Here is a 24,058-nt window from a genome sequence, read left to right as displayed (position 1 = left end):
TTTCAAGGGACCGCACTCGCGGCCCTTTTTTATTGCTATTTTTTCACTCACTATGGCTACAATCCCTACACGTAAAGACAATCTCGTCATTGAAAACATCCGCCCCCAGATCGAAGGTGGGCGTTTTATGCTCAAGCGTGAACCGGGCGATACCGTCACGCTCACCGCGGATATTTTCCGCCACAGCCACGAAAAGTACGACGCCGCGATTTTCTACCGCCACGTGAGCAAGAAGAAGTGGGAGAAGGCTCCCATGCACTTCGTGGACAACGACCAGTGGGAAGGCTCCTTCACGGTCAACAACATCGGCTACTACGAATACAAGATTTGCGCCTGGACGCTCGCCCCGAAAGACGTGCCGACCGAAAGCCCGGTGATGATGCTCCGCGTGGACCCGACCTACAGCCGCATCGGCACGTGGTACGAGATGTGGCCCAAGAGCCAGGGCACCGACCCCAAGAAGAGCGCGACCTGGAAGGACTGCGAAAAGCAGCTCGACTACATCGCGGGTCTCGGGTTCGATACCGTTTACCTTGTTCCTATCCACCCGATTGGCGTCACGAACCGCAAGGGTGCGAACAACGCATTGCATGCAAAGACCGACAAGAAGGGCAAACCGCTTGAACCGGGATGCCCGTATGCCGTGGGTAACAAGAACGGCGGCCACTACGACGTGGACCCGGAACTCGGCAGCATGAAGGACTTCGAGCACTTTGCGAAGGCCGCCCGCAACAAGGGGCTCCGCCTCGCTCTCGACATCGCGCTCAACTGCAGCCCCGACCACCCGTACGTGAAGAGCCATCCGGAATGGTTCTACCACGAACCGGACGGCAGCATCAAGTTTGCGGAAAACCCGCCCAAGAAGTACGAGGACATCTACCCGTTCGACTACTACAACGACAACTACAAGGCGCTCTGGCAAGAAATCGAGAACATTATCTTGTTCTGGGCCGACAAGGGAATCGAGATTTTCCGTATCGATAACCCGCACACCAAGCCGTTCCCGTTCTGGGAATGGCTCATCGCCGACGTGAAGGAAAAGCGCCCGGAACTCGTGTTCCTCGCCGAGGCCTTCACCCGCCCGAAGATGATGCACCGCCTTGCAAAGTCGGGTTTCGACATGAGCTACACGTATTTCGCCTGGCGCAGCGCCAAGTGGGAATTCGAGCAGTACCTCAAGGAACTCACGCAGAGCGACGCGAAGGAATACATGCGCGGCATCTTCTTCCCGACGACTCCGGATATTTTCCCGAAGTACCTCGCGTACAAGGGCCCGAACGCGTTCAAGCAACGCTACTTCCTCGCGGGTACGCTTAGCAGTCTTACGGGCATGTACAACGGCTACGAGCTGTGCGAAAACATCCCCTCGCCGGTCAAGGAAGAACTTGCCGACAGCGAGAAGTACCAGTACAAGGTCCACAACTGGAATGGCCCCGGCATCCAGGACTTTGTGCGCCGCGTGAACACCGCCCGCCAGGAACACGTTGCCTTGCAGGAATACGACAACCTGGACTTCCACTATTGCGCGAACGACCAGCTGATGGTCTATTCCAAGAAGACTGGCGACGACGTTATCTTGTGCGTATGCAATATGGATATGGACAACGCGCAGGAAGGCATGGTGGAACTCGACATGGGTAAGCTCGGCCTTTCGCAGGATTCGTTCTTCTTCCTGAAGGACCTGATTACCGACGAGAGCTTCGTATGGCGCGGCAACAGGAACTTCGTGCGTCTTGACCCCGCGAAGGCGCCCGGCCACCTGCTCGTGCTCAAGAAAATCTAGCGTAAATTTGCGTGTTATTGCGAGGCCCAAGGTCACTGAGCGAAGCCGAAGTGGGGCCGTGGCAATTTCCGCAATAGCAAAGTAAGCCCGCGTGCCGTTGCGCTCGGGCTTTATTTTATATATATTCAAGATATGATTGATATTTACGCACTTGCAAAGAACCCGCTGGTTTTCCAGAAACAGCGCACTATCACCTCGGCATACATCGACGTTTCGGGCAAGATGGGCATCGCGCAGACGGTGCTCATGGTGCAGGACAACTTCACCGAGAATTTCGGCGCCATCAGGCAGGACAACTTCTGCGTTCACGAGAAAGGCGCCTACTGGGTTATCTACAAGGCGAAATTCAAGTTTTTCCAGCGCCCGTTCTGGCGCGACAAGGTGGTTACCACGTCGTTCCCCGCCGACAACGCGCCTATCCGCACATACGAAAATACGGCCATTACCACGCTGGAAGGCGAACCGATTATCCTCGCCGTGCAGGAGGCTTGCTGCCTGGATTTGCAGCGCCATCGCCCCGTGAAACTTTCTGCGGTCGACTTCCCGACGGAAGGCGCCCCGGAGCCGTTCATGGACAGCAAGTTCACGAAGTTCCCGGTGGAACCCGCGGAATACGTGGAGGTTTACCGCCAGAAGGTGCTGCCCCAGCATATCGACATGTCGCACCACATGAACAACATCGAGTACGTAAAGCTCGCGCTGAACGTGTTCAGCGCCGAAGATCTGGAGCTCTGCATTCCCTCGATGCTCGAGGTGCACTTTATGGGAGAGACGCACGAGGGTCAGGAAGTGCGCATTTCCCGTGCCGACAAGATGGGTGCGACCTACATGAAGATTGAGGACGATGAAGGCCGCCAGGTCTTCGAAATGAAAATCAAGATGAAGTAATTGACTTGATGATATGAAAAAACTGCACGGCACAAACCATGCAGTTTTTTTTGTTTTGTAGGAGTGATTCTAGAACTGGAACGACTTCCCGAGCGATACCGCGAAGGAGGTGTTGGTGTTCGTGTAGACGGTGCCGTGGAATCCGCTCGGGTGGAAATACGAGATTCCGAGCGTCGTGTTCCATTCCTTCACCTTGTCCGCGAAGGTGACGCCGTACTCGATGGCGAGCGAGCCTGCACTTTCACCGAGGCGCGGGCCGAACCACAGGGAAGCGGTGGGCCTCCAGTCGGCCCTTTCGTCCATGTTTTCCACGAGCCTTGCGTCTTCCAGGCGTTCGCGCTTGCTTTCGTAATCGCCACCGCCCTGGTAGAACTGGATACCGCCCGCGGCTCCCAGGAACAGGTGGCTTCCGAGGTTGAATTCTGCACCCGCGACAATGCGTTCCTGCAGGTTCCAGAACGTGTAGTCCTCGTCGCCGTCCTTGGAATCGAGCCAAGCGTTGTAGCCGTCGAAATTGCAGGGAACGTCGTTGCACCCGAACTGGAGCGTGCCCGCGATTCCCGCGACGCTCGCGTTCACGAACAGCGGGGAAATCGCCCCCGCGGGGTGGAACTCGAAGCTGAGCGCTCCGCCGCCCGCGTTCACCTGCTCCACGTTGAATCCGGAAGCCGCGAAGGTCCCGTAGGCATCGGCAGAAAGGGTAATCTGCTTTTCGCCATCCGGAGTGGATTTCGGCTGGTGGTATGCGGGGAGCGGTGCTGCCCCCATCGACTGCATCTGGGGCGGAATGCACCCGGTCAGCGCGAAGGCGGCGGCGATACCTGCCGCGAGTTTGCTTGCCGCAAGCATGAATGTCTTGTTTGTTCTCATTGTAACATCCCTTGGCCGGGGTCGCCCCCGGCGCTGTATGTATGTGTTTTCTGAAAGTTATCTTATTTGATGTTACTCGTCAATAGCCGCTTATTGCAGTTTTATGGCGCGGATGACGCAGGTCTCGTTTGCCCTCAGGGCCTGCAAGGTCAAGCGTGACGCGGAATAGCCGTTGCCTGCGGTAACGCGCGTGTTGACGATTTCAGGTAGGGGTAAAACTTTGGTAACAAACGCATTTTGCACCGAGTTGTTACCAAGATTCGCCTTTCCGTGCGAATTTGTACCGAAATACATCTCGCTGTTCTGGCAGGTGCCGCCCAGGTACTCGACGCTCAGTTCCTTGTAGTTGTCAAACGAGAACGTCCCGCCGAAATCGAGATGCATGCCCGCGTAGCGTTCCTTGAAGGTAAATGTCGTTGCGTCGATGTTCTGGACCTTGCCGGTCTCGATGCCGGTAGATTCGTTCCAGTTCACGAGCGGGTAGATTGCCGGGAACATGTCGGCGCCCCTGATTGCCGCGGGCTTTTCGCCAAACACCCTGGCCGAGGTAATCAGCCTTGCGTTCCTGAGGGTAACATCGCCCCCGTTGCTGTTGAGTACCAGGCGGAACCAGCGGTACTTTGCCATCGCGCCCTTTGCGGTAGGCATCTGCCAGCGGATAGCGTGGAAGTTGCCGTCCTGCTTTACATTCAGTTCGTCGAGTTGCACCTGTCCACCGCCGCTCTTGTTCGGTGTCAGCAAAAGTTCCGCCTTCATCCAGTTGCTCTTCGGGTTATTCACCCTGATTTCGACCTCGAAGATCGCCCCCTCGGGTACGTCCTTCGCATTGTCGATGGTCATTACCCGCTGCCAGCCGGAGGGGAGCCGGAACTGTACTTCCTCATCGCTCTCGGTGGCATCGGCGTTGTAGTCGTATCGCATGTAACCGAACCGCTTTGTCTGCAACATGCCACCGTTCGCGATAATCTCGGGCATCTTGGAATTGTCCATGCAGCTTGTAGCGGGCGAGAAGATTCCGGTGAGTTTCGCGTTGCGGAACTGCTTTTGCGTGGTGTCGTAGTCGAGTTTTGCCACCTCGCAGAGCAGGCGCCACACGTCGGTCTGCATTCCCTTGAGCACGGTGCTGTCAATCTTGCCGTCCGAATTTACCGGCGGCTCGATATGGCGCCCGCTGATGGGCTCGCCAAACCGCGGGTGGCTTGCATCTACCGCGTACACGGAACCGGCGGTGGACTGTGCTCCGGGCGCCTCGAACGGGAAACCTTCATGCGACTTGCTGAACGCGCAGTCGCTGCGGATGGCGAGGTCGCCGCCGCATTGCAGGTCGATGGCGCTCGCCGTCGGGATAAACGTGCTGCTCGCCTGGTAGAGCGTGTCGGCATCCCACACGTTGTCGAACTCGATGGTATACCCGATGTTGGATATGCCTATGGTGAATTTCATGTCGTCGGGAATGGCATCCAGCATGCCTTCGCGGAGTGCCTTGTAGATGGTGCGCGCGAAGGGGTAGGTGCTTCCCTGGATAAAGTCGTGGCTCGCGGTTCCCTTCGGGCCTGCCGTCTTGTTCTGGTCAAGGAATTTGTACACGTGATTGTGCGAGAATTCCTCGCTTTCGGAGGTGCTGGCCATCATGCGGCTTTCTGCCCTGCCCCAAGGTTCGCTGCCCCTCTTTGCGGCCCTGTTGAGGCTGTAGTACGTTTTTGCGTGCTCGGGCGACTTGCCCTTCATTTGCCCCTGTGCGATGAGTACCGCGGGGAACCCCTTGTAGTTTGCCGCCTTGCGGTATTCGCCGAACAGGAACCTGTCCGTGCTCGTCTTTACCTCGTAGGTGCCGTTTCCCGCTTCGGTATCGTAGAGCAGCAGGTCGCGCGCGCCCGGCGAGGTAATGAGGTCGTTGAACGCCTCTGCCGCAGGCACGGCCGCCTTGTTCGCCCAGAAGTCGAGCGTGGAAATGAGCCCGCGGGGCATTACCGCACCCTGGTGGGGCGAATCGAGCGAGGCGTACAGGCGCACGGGTGCATCGCCCGGCTTGCGCTTGGAATCGTACAGGTACGAAGCGTAGCGCCCGAGGATTCCGCCCTGGCTAATCCCGAGTACGATGAATCCGTCCTCGGTCTTGTTCAAGAAGGGAATGTTCGCATTGCTGTTCAGGTAGCCGAAGAGGTCGGCGAGGAAGGTCGCGTTCGTCTGGAGCGGCGCGCGCACCGTCTCCTGGAACTGCACCAGCACGGGCGTGTAGCCGAGGGCAGTGAGGATCCCGGGAATGCCGAACGCCTCGGTCTCTTCGTGCAGCTGGTCGAGGGTGCGTGCTTCGTCAGTACTCAGGTGGATGCCGTCGATAATGAAGAACGGGCGGCTGAGCGCAATCTTGAAGCGGGCCGACTCGTCGACGACCGGGTCGATGACGCGGAAGCGCACCATCGGGACCGTGTTGGTGGAAACCTTCTCGCCTGCGGAATCGTAGCACTTCGAGAATACGGGCGAGGGCGACTTCGAAATGCAATTGCCGGAGGCCTTTTCAAAGAAGTGAAAATCCGTGTGCGTTGCGTTGGCGGTGCCTGCGGAGGCAAGCGCGAAGGCGATTGCAGATGCGATGCGGTAGAGCTTGTTCATGTTACTTTACCTCCAGTTTGAGAGTCTGGTTTACGTTCAGGTTTCCGGAACGCATCTTTACCGTGATTTCTTGCAGGCCCGCCGTAGCGAACTCGATTTCGGTTTCGCTGCCGGGCTGTACCGCGTTGCACTTGCCCGCGGCGCAAATCTCGACGCTCGGGAGTGTGTTGCGGGTAGTTGCCGTGAAGAACGGGTCGTAGGCGACCTTTACCTTCGACGTGCGCACTTCGGTAACGGGGAGGCCGGCGAGCAGCAGGTGGTAATCCTGGAGCCTGTAGTTCACGAGGGTCGAGTCGGTAAAGTACTTGATGGCATAATCCAGGTCGGCAACGAGCAGCGGGATGCTCTTGTTCCCGCTGGCGGCTGCGATTTCGCCTGCTTCGAGGAAGAGGTTCTTGGGGCTTGCGATTACGCTGTCCTTCAGGCGGTTGCGCTCCACGAGGAACATGCTGTTGTACCAGCCGTCGCGGGACTGCTTTGCGGTAAGCGCCTTCGATTCCTGGAAGCGCACAATCTGGCGGTGTTCCTGCTCGCCGAGCACGAACAGGCTTTGCGTTTTTTGCCGGAGGGCGCTGCGTTCGCCCGCGGTGTACGCGCCTGCGGGGGCGGCCAGCGGGTCACCGCTGAATTCGCGTGCGGGCGAATTCGGCACCACGTCGCGGAAGTAGTAGGGGGTGTTTTCGCCGTCGGTATCCGCCGAGGTGGCGCCGGAGCTGCTCCCCGCATTACCCGCAGCGCAGGTGAATTTCACGTTGTCGATAAACAGCGTGGTGTACTGGTATGCGGGTACACCGAACAGCCCGATGCCCACCTTGCTTGCGGTAACGTCGCCCGCGCCGAGCAGGCTTGCCACGGGCACCTCGATTGCCTTCGTGCTGTTTGCCTGCAGGTTGTAGAACGCGACGTTTCCGCTGCCGGAATTGCCGGTAAGCCAGATTCCGAACTTCACGTTCTGCGTCGCGCGTGCCGTAATCTTGAGCGAACCGCCGTTCAGGCGGAGCGGCAGCTTGTCGAACACGAGGCTTCCCGTCCAGTCGGCCTTCGCGCCCTTCTGGCCCGAAAGCCTGATGTAGGGCGGGTTCATGTTGTCGAGGTTTCCCCAGTTCGCGTTCCATTCGGGCGCCTCGGGGAACGTGCGGCCGGTTTCTTCCATCCGCCCGTTTGCGCCGGAGCCGTCGTAGAGTACGGTTTCCTTGCAGTTTTCGGCATGCCCGCAGATAGCCATACACAGCCCTGCGATAGCAATGCCCTTCAGAGTCCTATTCTTCATAGGATAGCTCCCATCGTCGATGTATATAAAGTAAATGGCCCGGGGGCCACAGCCTAAGCCCCGGCAGAAACGTTTCCTATTCGCGTTAATCCGCCGTGCCTCATTGTTGGGTCAAAAAAACTACATAAACAAAAAACTCCTGTAAAGGAGTCTTTCAAAAATTTTTTTTAGAAAAAATGCCGCGATTTGCGATTAATCGCGTGGCTAGAATGATTAATCGGTGATTATCTCGAGTTTTGCTCTGTAGATGTCGCCTTCAACGTCCGTTTCGTAGGTGTATCGCGACGTGTAGAGCAGGTCAAGGCGCTTCTTGAAGGTCGCGAGCCCGAGCCCGCCCGCGTTCGATTTCGCCTTCCGCGGGTAGTTGGAGTTCTCCGTCTCGAAGGTAATCTTGTTCCCCGCCTGGGTAATCGAGATGTGCGCGAAACTCTTGCCGTCCGGGTTCACGCTGTGCTTGATGGCGTTTTCTACGAGAGGCATGGCGATAAGCGGTGCAATCTGGAAGTTTTCGTCTTCGAGATTTATGTTGAATTTCAGGTCGTAGCTTTCGTCGAGCCTGAGTTTTTCGAGTTCCGCATATTTCTGCAAGATGTCGATGTCTTCCTTGATGGTTATGGTCGCGTCGCTTGTCTGGTAGAGCATCACGCGCAGGAGTTTCGAGAGTTTCGCCATCGATTCTTCGGCACGTTTCGGGTCGATGGTGATGAGCGCCGATATGTTGTTCAGCGTGTTGAAGAGGAAGTGCGGACTCAGCTGGTTCTTGAGGAAGTCCAGTTCGTACTGCAGTTCCACGTTCTTCTTTTCGCGCTGCAAGAACGCCTTGAGTGTCTGGCGTAAGATGATGTTGTAGAAAACGCTCGTGACGCAGACAAACGAAACCATCAATGCGAACGAGATGACGGTGCGGATGCTAAAGTGCCCCTTGATGGTGGAGAAATAGTACGTCGAGAAGAACTCCGCGATGCCTTCGCCTGCAGAACGGTCGGTCAGGAATAGCGCCACCTCGCGCAGCAGGAGCAGGGCGATAAGCAGGAAACTGTTATAGATAAAGTAACGAACGTAGTGCTTCTTGAAGATGCAGCTGCGTACGAGGGCTTTTTGGTTGATGAAGAAGATGAGGGCCGTCGCGAGCAGCGGGAGGTAGAACCCGATAATCTTCCGGGAGCTCATGTCGAGCGAGGTGGTGAATGACGGGTCCAGGATGAACGCGAGCGGGAACAGGATAATGAATATCCAGGCGAGGGCTATGGGCACGAAAGGCGGGAACGGGTAGTTGATGGTCCCTATCTTTTCCTTCAGCACGTCGACGAGGAGTTTTTCGCTGCGCTGGAAACTGGCTTCCTGGATTTCCTCGAACGTTTCTCGCTTGGTTTCGAAGAACTTTGTAACGGCTTTTTTCGTCTTTTTTACGGTCATAAGGTAAAATTAAGTCAAATTTGGGCTTTTTGCACCCCCTCTGTGACAATTTCATGACGAAAATGCAGAAAAAAACGACAGAAAGCCGATTTAACTTTTGCGAAGGGCTTTCCCGATAATGACACAGTAAAGAGGAATCGGAGGTAAATTTGAAGATGTAAAGAGATAGGACACGAACAACGAGGTTCATCATGACTAACAACGCTTACACAACCGCTCGCTCGAATGAAAGGGATGTCTACTTCCAGTACCTGAACGATATTTCCAAGTACCCGCTTCTCTCTCGGGAACAGGAAACGCTTCTGCTGAAGAAGATCAGGCAGGGAAGCCGTGAAGCGATGGATTTGCTCGTGAAGTCGAACCTCCGCTTCGTGGTGAACATCGCCAATCTGTACAAGGGTCAGGGGCTCGACGTGTGCGAGCTCATCAGCGAGGGCAACATGGGCCTCATGGAGGCTGCACGTCGCTTTGACCAGAACCAGAAAATCAAGTTCATCAGCTATGCCGTGTGGTGGGTCCGCCAGAACATCACCCGCGCCATTGCCGAGAAGGGCCGCATGGTCCGCATCAGCGCCGAGAAGGAACTCGTGCTCCGCCGCTTCAACAAGAAGGGTGGCAAGTTCCGCCAGGTGGTGGGCGGTACCTACGTTCTCGATACCGAAAGCCTTGCCGGGGTTTCCAAGTACAAGGGCGACGCCATCGAGAAGGTGCTCATGATGGACAACCGTGCCTCTTCGCTCGATGCTCCCGTGGGCGAATCCGGCGAAATGACCCTTGGCGATACGCTTGCATCCGATACTCCCGCGACGGACAACGTTGCCTGCGATAACGAGCGCAAGGACATCTTCGAGAAGGTGCTCCGCGACAACCTCAGCGAGCAGGAACTGGACGTCGTCAAGCTCTACTTTGGGCTTTCGATGGACGCCGATCTCAACCTGAAGGAAGTCGCCCCGATGGTCGGGTTCTCCAAGGAACGCGTCCGCCAGCTCAAGGAATCCGCTTTGGCTAAGCTCAAGAACGACCAGATTCACCGAATCTTGACTGAAGCCGCCTGATTTTTCATTCTCTCTCTCCTTTTTTTTGAAACCGGTCCGTTTGGGCCGGTTTTTTCCGTTTTTGTGCCCTCGCGCCCGCCGTGAAATTGTATCTTTTCGGTATATGGATTTTAATATGAAGTTTTTCCGCAATTCCTTTATGGTCGCCCTGTCGGCGATGTCGCTCTCGTTTGCCGCGGGCGATACCAAGACCCCTCCCGGGGATTTTTACGATGAAGTTTCCCGCCTCAACAAGGTGCTCTCTGAAGTCAACCGCAAGTACGTGGAGGACGTGAACCCCACGGAACTGACCGATGCCGCCCTGAACGGCATCCGCGACATTCTGGACCCGCATACGACGGTATTTACCCCGAAGGACTACGAGGGCCTCAAGGTCTCGATGGAAGGCAAGTTCGGCGGCGTGGGCATTACGATTAGCCTGCGCGACAACATCCTTACGGTTATTTCTCCGCTTTCCGGCACGCCTGCCTTCAGGCTCGGTATCCGTGCGGGCGACCGAATCAGGAAGATTGACGGCAAGGACACGAAGGGCCTTTCGCTCGACGACGCCGTGAGCAAGCTGCGCGGCAAGATCGGTACCGACGTTACCGTTTCTATCGAGCGCGAAGGCGTTGCCGACCTGATGGAGTTCACGATTACGCGTGCCGAAATCGTGGTGCACGCCGTGCCTTACTTCGGGATGGTCTCGAAGGATATCGGCTACATCAAGCTCGCCACCTTCAGCGACAAGACCAGGAGCGACGTGGAGAACGCCATCCGCGGGCTCAAGAAGCAGGGCATGAAGAAGCTTATCCTCGACATGCGCTACAACCCGGGCGGACTCCTGAACCAGGCTATCGAGATTAGCGAACTGTTCCTCAAGCAGGGGAACGTGATTGTGTCTACGCTCGGCCGCACCCAGCGGACCGAAAGCCGCGCCCGCCGTGACGGCATCCTTGGCGCCGACGTGCCGATGGCCGTGCTCGTGAACCAGGGCTCCGCGAGTGCCGCCGAAATCGTCTCGGGTGCATTGCAGGACTGGGACCGTGCCCTCGTGGTCGGCAAGACGAGCTTCGGCAAGGGCTCCGTGCAGACGATTTTCCCGCTCGACAACCAGGGCAACGCCCTCAAGCTCACTACCGCATTCTACTACCTGCCCTTCGGCCGCTGCATCAACAAGCCCGAAAACGGCATCAAGGGCCTCAAACTGCAAGAAGAGGAGGCCGCCTCCGAAGAAGAGGATGGCGCAGCCGCCGATACCGTGAAGAAGGATTCCGTGGTGCGCGACACGTTCTACACGAACAACGGCCGCATGATGTTCGGCGGTGGCGGCATTACGCCCGACGTTGACGTGGAACTTTCCCCGATGCCCTGGGTGGTGCAGGTGCAGGAACGCATGGCGATGTACTTCAAGTTCGCCGTGAAGGTGCGCCCCTCGCTCGATGCCGCCAACGTGAAGATTGACGCGAACTGGGTGGTGCCCGATTCCCTGTACACGCAGTTCAAGGAATTCTGCATGAAGGACACGAACTTCGTGAAGGTGAAGAGCAATGCCCTCGTGGGCGTGGACCAGCTCGAGAAGAGCATCGTGCACGAGCAGAACTACATGGGCGACAGCTCGAAGACCGTGACGGATACGACGCTTGCGAACAGGCTTGCCGACATGCGCAAGGCCCTCGAGGCAAAGCGCGACGCGCAGTTCGACGAGAACAAGGACTACATCAAGGACGGCATCAAGCGTGAACTCTTGACCGCGATGGTGAACGACTCCGTGAGTACGGCGTTCTCGCTCAAGCGCGACGAGCAGCTGAAGGAAGCCATCAAGTACCTCTCCGATACGGGACTCTACAAGAAGACCATTTCGGGCCCGGGCAAGCGCCCCGCCGACAAGCCCAAGCAGAAGAAGAAGTAGGCCTTAGGTGGGATTGCTGAACGGCATAGCGGAAGCACTCGGTAGGTTTGTACGCAGGTTCCTGCGGACCGTGCTGAACTACTTCAAGTTCGTGTGGGAACTGTTCAAGAACATTCCCGGCGCTTTCACGAACTTCCATACGACCGTGGAACAGATGCATCGCGTGGGCGTCACGAGCTTGCCCGTGGTGTTTGCTGCGTCGATGGCTACGGGCGCCATCATGTCGTGGCAGCTTGCCTACCAGTTCGGTGACATGATCCCGATGATGTTCGTGGGCATGGCCGTGGGCAAGTCCGTGATGGTGGAACTCTGCCCCATCCTTACCGCGATGGTGCTTGCTGGCCGCATTGGCGCCTCCATGTGTTCGGAACTTGGCACCATGGCGGTTACAGAACAGCTCGATGCATATAAAGTATTGGGCCTGAGCCCCTACAAGTTCCTGCTGGCGCCTCGCCTTATCGCGACGGTCATTATGCTCCCGACGCTTACCGTGATAAGCATCTTTATCGGCATCGCCGGCGGTTACGAAGTGGCCCACCTGTACAAGGAAGTCTCGTGGTCGGTGTTCTTTTACGGCGTGCGCATGTTCTACCACAACTGGGACCTTGTCGTGGGCCTTATCAAGGCGACGCTCTACGGCTACTTTATCGCAAGCTACGCATGCTTTTTCGGGTTCTTCACCCATAGCGGTGCCGAGGGCGTGGGCAAGAGCACCAAGGCCACCGTGGTTGCCGGCATGACGAGCATTCTTATCGGCGGCTTCACGCTTTCGAAACTACTGCTCGTGTAAGCGGTATATTTAAGTTTTTTTGTTTTTTTGATTGGATTCAAAAGGGAACATCTTTTTCTGTAAAAAGGTATTTGTCAGATGAATGCTTCTATAGCCTTCTTTTGGACTTTGCCATTGAGTTCGGCGACTTGCCTTTTATCGTCAATTAGTATATATTTGTTATTGGAGGTCTATTATGCGAGTGATTTCACAAGAATTCAAGCAGATGCTGAAAGATAGTGATGTGTTCGCCCTTTTTTCGAAATCGCACAGGCCGGATCATTCAAAACTGGACAAGGAAGTCGAGGAATTCGAAAAATGGATTACTGAAGAACATGCTAAGGACCGTCGCTTGTTGATGGAGGCGTCTAATAAATGATTGTCGAATTCTCGGTTGTCGATACCAAAGATTCTCATCCTGAAACGCAAAAGCTGGGATTCTACACTTTTAAAAAATTTATACTTCCAATTGTTCAACGGATGTCTGTTTATATTGGAGTAAATGCGGTATATATTTATGCTTTGCCTGAGGAACGATTGATTAATCATTGTCGAACAATGGGTTTTGAACGTCTTCCTGAACAACAAGAAAAATTTGTGCAGTGCCATGTCAAACCTAAGTATGATGAGGGCTGCATCTTTATGTATCAACCCATTTAGTTTATAATATTTTTGGAGATTCCCACCTTGGTGTCCATGCGCGCTAAACACTAAAGTGCTAAGTGGTTTATGAGAAGCCTTTCGTGAACCTGGCGTTGAACGATACGGCGAACTTGAATCAATTTCAGGGGATGAGTGATTCCGCACGGGATGTCTCCACCCTAAACCATAACTGCTATTACATTGCTTCTGGCGATACGGCGAAAGACGCTGTAGTCAAAAAGGCGACAAGTTGTGCTGTAGGTCTTTTCAAGGCTGCGAATGACTCGAATTCAACTCAAAAGAATCTGTCTCTTTCGGGCTTGACAACGCCACTCCGCTTCAAGTCCGAATCCGACTGGTCCAAGCCATTATAGTTGATTTTGTACAAAATATAAAGTATATTTATGTGAGTTTCTCGTCACGTACACCCGAACCGTTCCTGGTTTTGGACTGGTGGCAAAGGAGGTCTCCTTTATGATGGTTGAAATTAAAAGGTTGTTCGTAATTGCTTTGACAACACTTGCGTGCGTAGGCATGTGGGGGTGCTCGGACGAAGTGTCGTTTGAGTGGCAGGGGCGTGGAAATGCCAAGGTTGTAGGTTTTGTGGATGATTCTCTTGTGATTGTTGGGGACTATCTTTTTTGGCATGAGACAACGGAACGCTGGAATGGAGAGTATTTGGAAGATGATGGAACCGCAAATCCCAGACTATGTACATACAATTATCGAGTGCAGGAGAATGGTCCCAGGTGGTGCGATTCCATTGTCGAAGAAAATGCTTCCGGTTGGTTCAGCGGACAATTGACGGATTCCATAATTTGGGGTGGATCCTTAACGGGGTCTTTCAAAATGTGGAAGATTGACGAACAACCGCATATAATAAATCCTAAAATCTCGTATGACAACTGTTCTGTAGAATTCAAAACGAAATCTGTGAAACAATGGCTTGATGGCAGATTTATTGCACTTGGAGATAAATCATTAAATGCCGGTGGTGACAGTTGCCAGTATGCGGTTTTGGATACGCTTTCGGGGATGTTAACTTATAAGCGGCTAGATAAGGATTTGGAATGGATTAAGGTGTGTGACGATGTAAGGGCTTGGGGGAAGGATGTCTATTGTTCAGCACCTGGCGAACACCCTCTTGAAGGCCATATTCTAAAAAATAATATCGATACACTTTCTTCACCCTTGATATTTAGTAGGGGTATTTTTTGGGGTAAGATGATTGAACTTCGTGCTAGCATCTGCCGTTTAGAAACGAAAGCAATTATATGCCTTAATCCTGATTTTACATGGCGAGAACCTTTAAAATTCTATCAAAATGATGAAGTCGTCGTTGATTTGGAGTAATGTATGAAAGAGTATGTTGTCTTTTTGTTGGTGTTGATTTTAATTTGTGATTCGTGGTCCATCCCCAAGCCGATGGAATCCATTGAAAACTACAATGTTTTGATGGTGCACGGAGCTTATGGTTGGAACAAAGGCTTTATATGGCCTCATATGTCTGAAGATTATTGGGAAGAATCCTATGGGTATGAAGATTTCAAGTCTGAAATAAGAACTCGTTTAGACGATGTGATTGATGCACTGGATACGGCTCTTCCGTCTGCATACGATGATACGGCTTTTTTGGGAAAAGCCACATTGGGGTCTTATACATCGGATAGTAGGATAACGAGATGGCTCAATGAAAAAGTATTTGAGGAAAAAATATATAGTAAAGAGTATGAGAATGTTCGTAATTCGTACATATACAACTGGCGTTCTTTTTCTAATCCAGCAAATAGTTCGAGTAATAATGCACACGAATTGGGCGATAGAGCTTGGAATAAAGGAAATCTAAATTATGGTAAAGGTGGTTTTGGTCGTCGTCGAGCTTTGATGGAAGAAGCCCAAGAAGTAAAAGCTTCAGTATATGATTCTACAGAAAGGAAATACATCTATGGACAGACTGCCCTCGATTCCATACGTAAATATCCTGATTTATATCGCCAACTTGCTTCACGTTATATCCTTATCGGGCACAGCATGGGCGGGGTCGTTTCACGTGAATATGTGCAGAGCGATTATTATAATGATGATGTGGATAAGATTGTTACGCTTGATAGCCCCCATGAGGGCACCGGTGCGCTAAATATGCAGGTTGCTAAGGAGGCTAGAAATCTTTTAGCTAAGGATGCCTTTGAAAAGTTGGCGCAGTCAGGAGTTTTTGCCGGTTCAATTTCTTTAGCATTGATGGCTGTTGCTAGTGAAAAAACAGCTCTTCTTGCGGGGCTTATAACATTTGGTACAACTTTTATTCTAGATGCTGTTTCTCCGTATGTAACGAGAGCCTCGTCGCCAGAAATTTACTATTCGAGTGATTCGCTTGTTAGATATGTTGATCCTAAAAAGCATGGGTATGGAACAATCGATTCTTTGAACGGTAGAGAGTATGACTCTGAAAAGATGCCTATGTTTAGGATTCTAGGCGGTAGAAATGGCATGACGTTTACTGATCCTACTGCTGGCTCGGATGAGACAGGCTTGTCTATTTATCGGGCACTTATTCCAGACGACGTGTCACTTCCATTTGAAAACTTTTTTTCGCAAATCACAGGAAATTCGGAAGGTGAAGCGTGTTATGTCAACTCAGTGGATGGCCTAATTGCCGGGCTTTTGGGAATATCAATTCAGGACAATGGAAGTAGTATTGTTCCGGATTTCTCGAGTGAAGCGAAACATGTTGGAATGCTTAATGACGAAAGAGTTGATGTGAAAAGAGAATTCTTCAATGCGGCTCCTCATTCTTCGGATCCTGGCGTTGGAATAGCGGCTCTTGCCTCGCTTTCTGTGGATGCCATGCTTGCGTTGGAAATTCTTTCGAAAGTCCTTGGTATTGGTGGTGCTGCGACAACAGCTGGCAAGATTGCAATAGGCGTGACTGGAGCGGTAAGTCTTGCTGCTAAAATTACGCCGGCCGCAATCGCTGGGTTTGTTGATGACCTTGCAAATTCCCACACGATGCCTCTGTATACATCAAATCTTGATACAATGAAAACCTCCAAGAATTTGCTCGTTCCAATAGAATCAGGGGAGTTTTCGTATACCCCTTACCTTATGGAAGACTTCCTGTACGAGCGTCCCTTCGTGAACCTCGCGATGCTTGATTTGCATACGTTGGATACGATTCAGAATGCGGGTGTGCGTGCTGAGTCAAGATTCGGATTCATCCTTGATTCCCTTGGCAAGTTGCCGGATTCGTTAAAAAAGGATGTAGATGCGCTTTTGATTCAGGGGAGCCTGCTTGAGGCGGAAAGAAAATCCGTTGCATCGTTGAACCGAAACTGCTACTACCTAGGTTCGGACAACTCTGTGAACTGCGCTGTGGGCTTGTTCTACAAGGCCGACGACTTGACATCCGCAATTCAGAAACATATCTCCGCGTTAAGTGAACTTAAATTCAAGTCCGAATCCGACTGGTCCAAAATGGGAGTGAAGGTGGACCGCTGGGAAAAGGTAGATGGTCTGCATCCTGATGGTTCTAAAAATGAGAAGGGTGTCCCCATCCGCCATGTGGAGCGTTACAACGTGCTAGCAATTACGGTTGATAATTGGATTGAAAAGTATTCCTTCGTTGTTGATGATTTGATGCCGCATCGTCTGCGTCAAATTCGCATGAATTTCAACTTCCAAGAAGTGGACCATGCAGGAGTTTAATAAGAGGGTAGCATAAGCTACTATATTCATTGCGCAACCCCCAAAAGGTAAAACAATGGCAAAAATCAACTATAGCTCCGAGACAAGGGAACAGGTCATCAAGCTGGTCCTGAAAGGCGAAAAGTCAGCAAACCAAATAGCCAAGGAACTCGGAATCGGGCCCAATACAGTCGGTCGGTGGGTAAACGAGTACCGCAAGGAACACAACCTGCCGAGCTACCGCGAGGAACGGCGAATCCGCAAGGTGTCCGTCGAGGAACTCGCCGCCAAGAACAGGGAACTGGAAAAACTCCTGAAGAAGCGTGAAAAGGAGCTTGCGGACGAGAAGGAGACGGTAGAGATCCTAAAAAAATCCCTGCACATCTTTATGCGACCACACGACTGAAATGCGAGGCGATACACGTGAACCGCAAGAAATACTCAGTCAGGAAGATGTGCAGAGCCCTAGGAATACCGCAGTGTTCCTACTACCAGTGGTCGCGCCAGCAGGAAAAACGTGCCGAGAAGAAGGCCCGCGAAGAACGGCTTGTCCAGAAGGTCCGCGACACCTTCGAAGAAAACCACCGCGTGTACGGTTGCCCGAAGATGCTGGCGGCACTCCAAGACAAGGGTGTCGAGGTAAAGGTGTGGAAACTGCGCCGCATCATGCGCGAGAACGGGCTCTATCCAGTCACACTCAGGAAGTGGAAACCCTACCGCAAGGGCAAATGTGACTCCATGTACAGCGAGAACCTGGTGCAGCGGAAGTTCGATCCCGACAGTCTGAACGCCGTCTGGGCCGGCGACATCACCTACGTCAAGACTACGCTTGGCTGGGTGTACCTTGCCGTGGTACTTGACCTATGCAACAAGGAGGCGGTGGGTTATGCCGTGAGCAAGAACATCGACACGGAACTTGTCAAGCGCGCGTTGTCCAATGCCATCATGCAACGCGGCCATCACGACGGACTAATCTTCCATTCCGACCGTGGCGTGCAGTACAGCAGCATGGGCTACCGCACGATGCTCTCGGAGAATGGGATAACGCCCTCGATGAGCGCCCCGGGCTGCCCCTACGACAACGCCTGCATGGAAAGCTTCTTCGCAAGCTTCAAGAAGGAGATGGCCTACAGGCGAGACTTCAAGGACATCGAAGACGTGCGGGAGGCCGTTTTCAGGTACATCGAGCTGTTCTACAACCGGAAACGGCTCCATAGTTCGCTCGGTTACATGACACCGGTGGAATATAGGCTGTCAAAACAGGCTGCCTAGACCACAAGGGTATACCACTTAACAAGAAAAAAGGATATATTTTAACTTAACCGGTAATGAATATGGTTGTTCATGAACCCACTATTAAAAAAACTACAAATCCATAACCGAAATATTCACCTGGGATAGCAACGACCAGTACAAGTATACGGCTATTTCCGTATACGATGACGGCTTGGAAAGTGCCGAAGAATGCGCAACCGCTATTGCAGAGCTCAATGCCGAAATGTCTGAAGACCCGGATTACGAGTATGAATACACTTGCGATGAGAATGTCGTGATTCAGAAATATACGACCCGAATCGCAGAGGGTAATAGCGACGAACGCGAAGCGATTTTTGTAGACCGCTGCCTGTACGAGGAATAACTGGGTGTAATTCGGCCTTGTTGCCGCCCGATTCCGTGCACGACGTTTCCGCGGTGAAAATTTACGATTTTTGGGGTAGACGCTACCCCTTCACGAGTTCGGGGTGCTTGTCGGCGATGCGCCGTGCGAGGTACACGAATGGTGTATCCATCAGGGAGGTCACGATGAAGATGCCGTACCCGAAGACGAGGATTTCGCCGATGGTGTTCCACGGGAATACGCCCGCGAAGGCAAGCAGGTTGAACACCACCACGTTGATAAGCTGGCTTACGAGGGTGGAACCGTTGTTGCGGAGCCACAGGAACCCGCGCTTGTCACCGAACTTCTTTTCGGTCCATTTCCACCAGGCATGGTAGGCCCACACGTCGAACATCTCGCAGACGGCATAGGCGAACAGGCTTGCGAGCATCACGCGCGGGGTATTCGCGAATACGGTGCGGATGGGTTCTGCCATCGTGTCGCCCTCGGCGGGAATGTACAGGAACCAGCTCTGTGAAATCAAAATGAATGTGATGTTCGCGAGGATGCCGATTTTCACGCAGCGGTTGGCTTCTTTTTTTCCGAAGATTTCGCTCATGATGTCGGTCGCGAGGAACGAGGACGCGAAGATGACGTTCCCGAGCGTGGTATCGAGCCCGAAGGCGTGCACCAGGATAAGCACCTCGATGTTTGCGGCGATGGTGCAGATGACGGTCCACGCGAAAATGCCCTGCTTGCCAAAGAAACGGAAAAAGCCGACGAGGCCGCCGAAGAACACGAAGACGGATGCGATGAGGACTATTTCGTTTTGCATGGTTACTTTCTCCGGTCGATTGCTGCAAACAGCCTGCTTTTTGCGAGGGCCTCGAATTCGGTGCCCGGCTTGCCGTAGTTGGCGAAGGGGTAGAGCGAAATACCGCCGCGGGGCATGAACAGCCCTTCGACTTCGATATACTTCGGGTCCAGGAGTTTCACCAGGTCCTTCATGATGATGTTCACGCAGTCCTCGTGGAAGTCTCCGTGGTTACGGAAACTGAACATGTAGAGCTTGAGGGACTTCGATTCCACCAGGAACTGGTCCGGGATGTAGTTAATCTTGATCTCGGCAAAGTCGGGCTGGCCGGTTTTCGGGCAGAGGCTCGTGAATTCCGGGCAGTTGAAGGTGACCATGTAGTCGTTTCCCGGGTGCTTGTTCGGGAACTTCTCGAGCACTTCGGGGCTGTATGTGGTCTTGTACTGTGTTTTGTTGTTGCCGAGCAGCGTGACGCCCTCGAGTTCTGCTTCAGAACGCATACAAATCTCCTAGTTTTGGTTTATAGGCTGGCGAGGCATCTTGTATACTGATGTTGCCGCCTAAAGTCAGGATGGAATTTCGAACTGACTGGCCCAAAGATAAAAAAATCCGGGCTTTTATCAAAGCCCGGATGAAGCGGGATAATCCGGCTACGGCATCACCGTGATGCTGCAACTCGGTGGGGAGCGTTGAGTCCCGCCTTCCAGGCATCCACTGCCGCACTCGACGTGTCGAGCGCCCAGTCCGCCTCGAAGCTCTTGCTCTGGTTGAACCACATGATGGCGAAAATCCTCGGGAATTCCACGGGCAGCACCCTGAACATGTCGGTTATCCATTCTGCCTTGTTCCCGCCCGATTCCGTGCACGACGTCTCAGCGATAAGCATCGGCTTGTCGATGTCCGCGAGCGCGTTGTACGACTTCCGGAAGACTTCCGAGAAGCTCTTCCAGCGGGACCAGCATTTCTTGTCGCCCCAGTTGTAGCCGTCGATGGAGATGTAGTCCACGAAGTCGTCGCCGGGGTAGGTTCCCGTGAAGGTCGTGTTTTCGCCCACGTTCGAGGAATTTGTCGTCCACACCCACTTGACGTTCTTGACGGATTCCTCGCGGAATATCCTTACGATGTGCCGGAAGGCTTCGGCGACGTCCGCGTCGGTGTTGCCTGCGCCGAGCTTGCCCACGCCCCAGTCGTACCAGTCCCCGTTCGCCTCGTGCAGCGGGCGGAGCCAGACTTCGTGGCCGTACTTCTTGACGCCCTTTGCGAAATGGCGTATGTAGGGGTCGGCTTCCCCGTAGATGATTTTGCGTGCACTGTAGCCGTTCGGCATCCACGTGATGACGAGCGTTGACCCGTTCTCGCGTGCCGTTTCGGCGAATGGCTCTACCCAGTCCCATGTGTTTATATCGAACAGTGCGAACAGGCTCAAGAGTTCTGCACGACCTCCCTGGAGAGCCTGGAATGCCTGGATGTTGCCTGCCGTGGGTTGCGGATACTGTCCGTTACCGCCAACCCATGCCCCTATCTGGATTGTTTTTTGCATGTAACCTCCGGTGTTAGGGTAAAGATATTTTTTCGTTTGCTGTTGGCGGAGGACGCGTTTTTTTATTATTTTCCAAAGTGTATCTAGTGTTTTACGCCGGTGTGATGTGACGCACTTTTGTCATCCCCGCTATACGATACTTGGCAACTTGTTGCCATAGTAGAGTTATCCTCTTTGGGGAGAAGGCGGGGATCTCCGTACACGTTTCGAGTCCCGGGAGGTTGAAAAATGACGGTAAATGAAATCTGCAAGTGGCTGGAGTCCTCGAACTTCAGGGAAGGTGACCGCCTGCCATCGGTGCGCAGCGTGTCGGAACAGCTCTCTGCGTCGACGTGTACCGTATTCCGCGCCTACCGCAAACTCATCGACAAGAAGATGATTCATGGCGAGCAGGGCAACGGCTATTTCTGGGGCTCCGTCAAGGTCGCCTTGCCGGAGCCGCCCGTGCGCGAGCAGGTGGTGGAACGGCTGGAACGCCTGCTCCAGGAGGACTGGAAATCCGGGCACTTTGCGACCGATGCTCCTCTCCCGACCATCAAGGAACTTTGTATGCAGTACGAAACTTCGGTCGGTTCCATGAGACGCACTCTCGAAAAATTGCAGGCGGCGGGTATCCTTTCGCGCCGCGGTCGCGGGCGGTTCTTTTTCCGCACGGCGCATGCCCCGAAGGCGAAGGAGATATTGTTGGTGATGCGCGCTAACCCGACGGGGGATTTCTACTGCCTGGGGGAGCGTGAACTGGAATTCATGCAGAAGGTGTACGCCGAGGCCGAGAAGCGCAAGTTGCGCGTGCATGTTCTCGGGTACCACGAGGATTCGGGCCGGTTCCTCGACAGTGCGGGCAATGCCGTGTTGCCCGAGACATTTCGCGATGCCTTCGGGGCGATACTTTCCACGATGCTCGTCTTTAAACCGGGCCGCCTCTTTATGCATTTTGCGAGGACGCGATTCCCCATATCGGTCTGGTGGGAACACCCGCTTTCTGAAATCCCGCGCGCCCTCAAGAAGGAACCGCGGTACGCCTTCTTCAATCTCGCCTTCGGTGAGTTCCCGGGAAGGGCGGTGGGGCGTTTCTTGCGTGAAAAGGGCTGCTCGAATGTTGCCTACATATCGCCGTACCATTTGAGTTCCTGGTCCATCGATCGCCTGAACGGGCTCAAGAAATCGGGCCTGAATGTTTTCGAGGCGGTGGATGCCGAACGCGCAAGTCCGTTCGAATTCAGCAAGGAACCTCCGGCATTTTTCGAAGAAGTTGTCGCGCGCCTTGCCGCTAAACTCCCGCACGATGTCGATGCCTGGGTCGTAGTGAACGACGAGGTCGGCCTTGCGCTGCACCGCATGTTCATGCGCGGGGAACTTGCGCGCCCGCCCTATGTGGTTTCTTTCGACAATACGGTGGACAGCTACCGCATCCGTCTGGATTCCTTCAGGTTCAACCTTGATACGCTTGCGGAACAGTCGGTGTTCCACATCGTGTCGCCTGGGGTCACGCTCTACAAGAAGGACGACTTCCGCGAACTCTCCGGCTCCGTGGTGGAGAAATAATTTATATTGAAGCCTATGAATTTGTTCGTTCGCTTTGGTTTTATGGCTATGCTGCTTTGCGCCGCAATGCTTTGCGGGTGTTCCAAGGTGTACATGCCCCCGGTGCAAGTAGAAGGAGTACACCCGGATTACGGCGAGCGCCTGCGCGTGCTGACCAAGCAGTATGTAATCATCGATGACAACGTGACGCTGGTCGAGGACGAACAGCAGAGCAACCGGAAACTGCAACTGCAGCTGGTCCGCGATACGGCGGGCGTCGTTGTCGTGTTCGAGATGCGCAAGTCGAAGGACAACTCCCTCATATGGGTTTACCGCCACATCGCATACGACCCGAATGAATTCATTCCCATAGTGAGCCGCGTCTCGAAGGAGAAAATCCGATGAAGAAGATTCTCCTTGTGATGGCGTGTGGCGTTGTGCCCGCGGTGCTTGCCGGCGGTGCGACCGTGAAGGTCGAGGTGGACGATTCCCGCGAAGGCTATGCCATCTACTGTAACGGCAAGAAGGTCTGCGACGACTCTAGGAACTGCAAAGCCCCGGTTGCCGGAGGCGACGAGATGTACCTGGAGGCCGAAAAGAACGGCGTCGTGTATGGGGAGGCGGTGATACACCGTGGCGATGGCGGGTATAGCACGCAGACCATTCTGCGCAGGGGGACGACCGAGAGCGCGACCAAGGTCGCGGTCAAGGCGGTCGGGATGCCGATGGGCATTGCTGCCGGAGCACTGCTGCCCCTGGAATACATCACCACGACTACGGAATACTTCCCGACGGAGGTCATGATACCCGTGATGCCGCCCGATTCTGCGGTCCTGGCCTACCCCTGGGACCAGCCCGACCCGAGCAAATAGAACGGCTAAAACTCCGAGCTGTCCCCCTCCCGCATATAGTTTAAGCCTGAATGTTGAAATCAGGCTTGTTTTTTATTAAATTTGGGCCACTTTGAGAATCGATATCGCACAGAAACTTACTGAACCCGAAGACCGCCGAGCAGTCTGGTCCCATGCCGACGCTCCCGAAATCTTCGACGAACTGCACCTCAAGGGCGATCTGGTAGCCGAGGTGCTGGTGAGCCCCGAAGGCCCCGGTAAGTGTCTCGTGACCGGTACGCTCTCCGGAGTGCAAACTCTGACCTGTTCCAGGACGCTGGACTTGTTCGACCGCCCGTTTACGACCGAAATCGTGGCGGAGGTCGAGAGGCTCCCTATCGCAAAGCAGGAGCTGGACGAGGACGATGCAGATGTCTTCGCCTACAAGATTCCCCAGGGGCAGGACTTCGTAGATGTATCCGAGTGCATCCGACAGCTGGTTTTACTGCAAGAACCGGTCGCGCCCGTGAAAAATCCTGACGAAGATTTTATCTTTGTATCAAACAATCCGCCCGACGAAGGTTCCGACGAGGCCGCAAAGCCCATGGACCCGCGCTGGGAGAAACTCAAGGCTCTAAAGAGCAAAATGGAAAATAGGAGTTAAAAATGGCAGTACCTAAAAGAAAAACCTCGACCGCCCGTCGTGACAAGCGCCGCACCCACTGGAAGATGGAAGTGCCCGCGATGGCTACCTGCGACCACTGCGGTTCTGCAAAGCGCCCGCACCGCGTGTGCCCGGTTTGTGGCTACTACAATGGTGTCGAAGTTGTCAACATGAAGGACGCCGAAGCCTAATTCGTTGAATGCAACGCTTG

At 53.9% G+C, this 24,058-nt stretch carries 25 protein-coding genes; 18 read left to right on the top strand and 7 right to left on the bottom strand.

Going from position 1 to position 24,058, the window contains the following annotated elements:
- Nucleotides 1–52 precede the first annotated feature (52 nt).
- Nucleotides 53–1,783, top strand: coding sequence for a maltotransferase domain-containing protein (locus CRO08_RS15880; protein WP_097037025.1), 1,731 nt, complete (start codon nucleotides 53–55; stop codon nucleotides 1,781–1,783).
- A 132-nt stretch (nucleotides 1,784–1,915) separates the two neighbouring features.
- Nucleotides 1,916–2,671 (top strand): acyl-[acyl-carrier-protein] thioesterase, encoded by a 756-nt coding sequence (locus CRO08_RS15875; RefSeq protein ID WP_097037024.1) that lies wholly within the window; start codon nucleotides 1,916–1,918, stop codon nucleotides 2,669–2,671.
- Nucleotides 2,672–2,740: 69 nt separating this feature from the next.
- Here CRO08_RS15875 and CRO08_RS15870 read toward each other — a convergent pair whose 3' ends face one another.
- The 4 genes from CRO08_RS15870 to CRO08_RS15855 form a co-directional block, all read right to left on the bottom strand.
- A complete protein-coding gene (locus CRO08_RS15870; RefSeq protein ID WP_141398430.1) occupies nucleotides 2,741–3,541 on the bottom strand; it encodes a hypothetical protein in 801 nt (266 codons plus the stop codon).
- Nucleotides 3,542–3,631: 90 nt separating this feature from the next.
- On the bottom strand, nucleotides 3,632–6,154 hold the full coding sequence (locus CRO08_RS15865) for a hypothetical protein (RefSeq protein ID WP_097037022.1): 2,523 nt from the start codon (nucleotides 6,152–6,154) through the stop codon (nucleotides 3,632–3,634).
- Nucleotide 6,155: 1 nt separating this feature from the next.
- The gene (locus CRO08_RS15860) at nucleotides 6,156–7,424 is read right to left on the bottom strand and encodes a hypothetical protein (RefSeq protein WP_097037021.1); all 1,269 of its coding nucleotides are present in this window, start codon (nucleotides 7,422–7,424) and stop codon (nucleotides 6,156–6,158) included.
- Nucleotides 7,425–7,637: 213 nt separating this feature from the next.
- Nucleotides 7,638–8,840: a sensor histidine kinase gene (locus CRO08_RS15855; protein ID WP_097037020.1), complete on the bottom strand. Its 1,203-nt coding sequence runs from the start codon at nucleotides 8,838–8,840 to the stop codon at nucleotides 7,638–7,640.
- A 191-nt stretch (nucleotides 8,841–9,031) separates the two neighbouring features.
- Here CRO08_RS15855 and CRO08_RS15850 point away from each other — a divergent pair, with 191 nt between their 5' ends.
- From CRO08_RS15850 to CRO08_RS15810, 11 genes are all read left to right on the top strand, one after another.
- Nucleotides 9,032–9,895, top strand: a complete 864-nt coding sequence (locus CRO08_RS15850) for an RNA polymerase sigma factor RpoD/SigA (RefSeq protein ID WP_072813275.1) — start codon at nucleotides 9,032–9,034, stop codon at nucleotides 9,893–9,895.
- A 103-nt stretch (nucleotides 9,896–9,998) separates the two neighbouring features.
- Complete coding sequence (locus tag CRO08_RS15845; RefSeq protein ID WP_097037019.1) at nucleotides 9,999–11,786, top strand: S41 family peptidase; 1,788 nt, start codon at nucleotides 9,999–10,001, stop codon at nucleotides 11,784–11,786.
- Nucleotides 11,787–11,793: 7 nt separating this feature from the next.
- Entirely contained in the window at nucleotides 11,794–12,576 is a 783-nt protein-coding gene (locus CRO08_RS15840; protein ID WP_072813273.1) for an ABC transporter permease, read from the top strand.
- Nucleotides 12,577–12,757: 181 nt separating this feature from the next.
- The gene (locus tag CRO08_RS15835; RefSeq protein WP_176495177.1) at nucleotides 12,758–12,934 is read left to right on the top strand and encodes a hypothetical protein; all 177 of its coding nucleotides are present in this window, start codon (nucleotides 12,758–12,760) and stop codon (nucleotides 12,932–12,934) included.
- Nucleotides 12,931–13,215: a hypothetical protein gene (locus CRO08_RS16835; protein WP_141398429.1), complete on the top strand. Its 285-nt coding sequence runs from the start codon at nucleotides 12,931–12,933 to the stop codon at nucleotides 13,213–13,215. The genes CRO08_RS15835 and CRO08_RS16835 overlap by 4 nt, the downstream gene beginning before the upstream one ends.
- An 83-nt stretch (nucleotides 13,216–13,298) precedes the next feature.
- Nucleotides 13,299–13,571 carry a hypothetical protein gene (locus CRO08_RS17115; RefSeq protein WP_176495184.1) on the top strand — a complete coding sequence of 91 codons (273 nt, stop codon included), beginning with the start codon at nucleotides 13,299–13,301 and terminating at the stop codon, nucleotides 13,569–13,571.
- Nucleotides 13,572–13,671: 100 nt separating this feature from the next.
- The gene (locus CRO08_RS15830; protein ID WP_097037017.1) at nucleotides 13,672–14,550 is read left to right on the top strand and encodes a hypothetical protein; all 879 of its coding nucleotides are present in this window, start codon (nucleotides 13,672–13,674) and stop codon (nucleotides 14,548–14,550) included.
- Nucleotides 14,551–14,553: 3 nt separating this feature from the next.
- On the top strand, nucleotides 14,554–16,899 hold the full coding sequence (locus tag CRO08_RS15825) for a GPI inositol-deacylase (protein WP_217990606.1): 2,346 nt from the start codon (nucleotides 14,554–14,556) through the stop codon (nucleotides 16,897–16,899).
- 55 nt (nucleotides 16,900–16,954) lie between these two features.
- Nucleotides 16,955–17,284 (top strand): transposase, encoded by a 330-nt coding sequence (locus CRO08_RS15820; protein ID WP_097034692.1) that lies wholly within the window; start codon nucleotides 16,955–16,957, stop codon nucleotides 17,282–17,284.
- Between the two features lie 17 nt (nucleotides 17,285–17,301).
- Nucleotides 17,302–18,150 carry an IS3 family transposase gene (locus tag CRO08_RS15815; RefSeq protein ID WP_176495183.1) on the top strand — a complete coding sequence of 283 codons (849 nt, stop codon included), beginning with the start codon at nucleotides 17,302–17,304 and terminating at the stop codon, nucleotides 18,148–18,150.
- Between the two features lie 175 nt (nucleotides 18,151–18,325).
- Entirely contained in the window at nucleotides 18,326–18,517 is a 192-nt protein-coding gene (locus tag CRO08_RS15810) for a hypothetical protein (protein WP_097037015.1), read from the top strand.
- An 82-nt stretch (nucleotides 18,518–18,599) separates the two neighbouring features.
- Here the strand turns inward: CRO08_RS15810 and CRO08_RS15805 are convergent, their stop codons facing one another.
- The 3 genes from CRO08_RS15805 to CRO08_RS15795 all read right to left on the bottom strand — a co-directional run bounded on the left by CRO08_RS15805 (nucleotide 18,600) and on the right by CRO08_RS15795 (nucleotide 20,829).
- A complete protein-coding gene (locus CRO08_RS15805; RefSeq protein ID WP_097037014.1) occupies nucleotides 18,600–19,310 on the bottom strand; it encodes a queuosine precursor transporter in 711 nt (236 codons plus the stop codon).
- 2 nt (nucleotides 19,311–19,312) lie between these two features.
- Nucleotides 19,313–19,789 carry a preQ(1) synthase gene (gene queF, locus CRO08_RS15800; RefSeq protein ID WP_097037013.1) on the bottom strand — a complete coding sequence of 159 codons (477 nt, stop codon included), beginning with the start codon at nucleotides 19,787–19,789 and terminating at the stop codon, nucleotides 19,313–19,315.
- A gap of 158 nt (nucleotides 19,790–19,947) precedes the next feature.
- Nucleotides 19,948–20,829, bottom strand: coding sequence for a glycoside hydrolase family 26 protein (locus CRO08_RS15795; protein ID WP_097037012.1), 882 nt, complete (start codon nucleotides 20,827–20,829; stop codon nucleotides 19,948–19,950).
- Between the two features lie 228 nt (nucleotides 20,830–21,057).
- Here CRO08_RS15795 and CRO08_RS15790 point away from each other — a divergent pair, with 228 nt between their 5' ends.
- From CRO08_RS15790 to rpmF, 5 genes are all read left to right on the top strand, one after another.
- On the top strand, nucleotides 21,058–22,374 hold the full coding sequence (locus CRO08_RS15790) for a GntR family transcriptional regulator (protein WP_097037011.1): 1,317 nt from the start codon (nucleotides 21,058–21,060) through the stop codon (nucleotides 22,372–22,374).
- Between the two features lie 15 nt (nucleotides 22,375–22,389).
- Nucleotides 22,390–22,758 carry a hypothetical protein gene (locus CRO08_RS15785; RefSeq protein WP_097037010.1) on the top strand — a complete coding sequence of 123 codons (369 nt, stop codon included), beginning with the start codon at nucleotides 22,390–22,392 and terminating at the stop codon, nucleotides 22,756–22,758.
- A complete protein-coding gene (locus CRO08_RS15780) occupies nucleotides 22,755–23,225 on the top strand; it encodes a hypothetical protein (RefSeq protein ID WP_097037009.1) in 471 nt (156 codons plus the stop codon). Before CRO08_RS15785 ends, CRO08_RS15780 begins: the two co-directional genes overlap by 4 nt.
- 91 nt (nucleotides 23,226–23,316) lie before the next feature.
- Nucleotides 23,317–23,847 carry a DUF177 domain-containing protein gene (locus CRO08_RS15775; RefSeq protein WP_097037008.1) on the top strand — a complete coding sequence of 177 codons (531 nt, stop codon included), beginning with the start codon at nucleotides 23,317–23,319 and terminating at the stop codon, nucleotides 23,845–23,847.
- 2 nt (nucleotides 23,848–23,849) lie between these two features.
- The gene (rpmF, locus tag CRO08_RS15770; protein WP_072813504.1) at nucleotides 23,850–24,038 is read left to right on the top strand and encodes a 50S ribosomal protein L32; all 189 of its coding nucleotides are present in this window, start codon (nucleotides 23,850–23,852) and stop codon (nucleotides 24,036–24,038) included.
- Nucleotides 24,039–24,058: the final 20 nt, after the last annotated feature.

Origin of the sequence: Fibrobacter sp. UWT3, from assembly GCF_900230125.1 — a bacterium.
Taxonomy (GTDB): domain Bacteria; phylum Fibrobacterota; class Fibrobacteria; order Fibrobacterales; family Fibrobacteraceae; genus Fibrobacter.
Note: the sequence above shows the minus strand (reverse complement) of the source record. Positions and strands in the feature narration are given on the sequence as shown.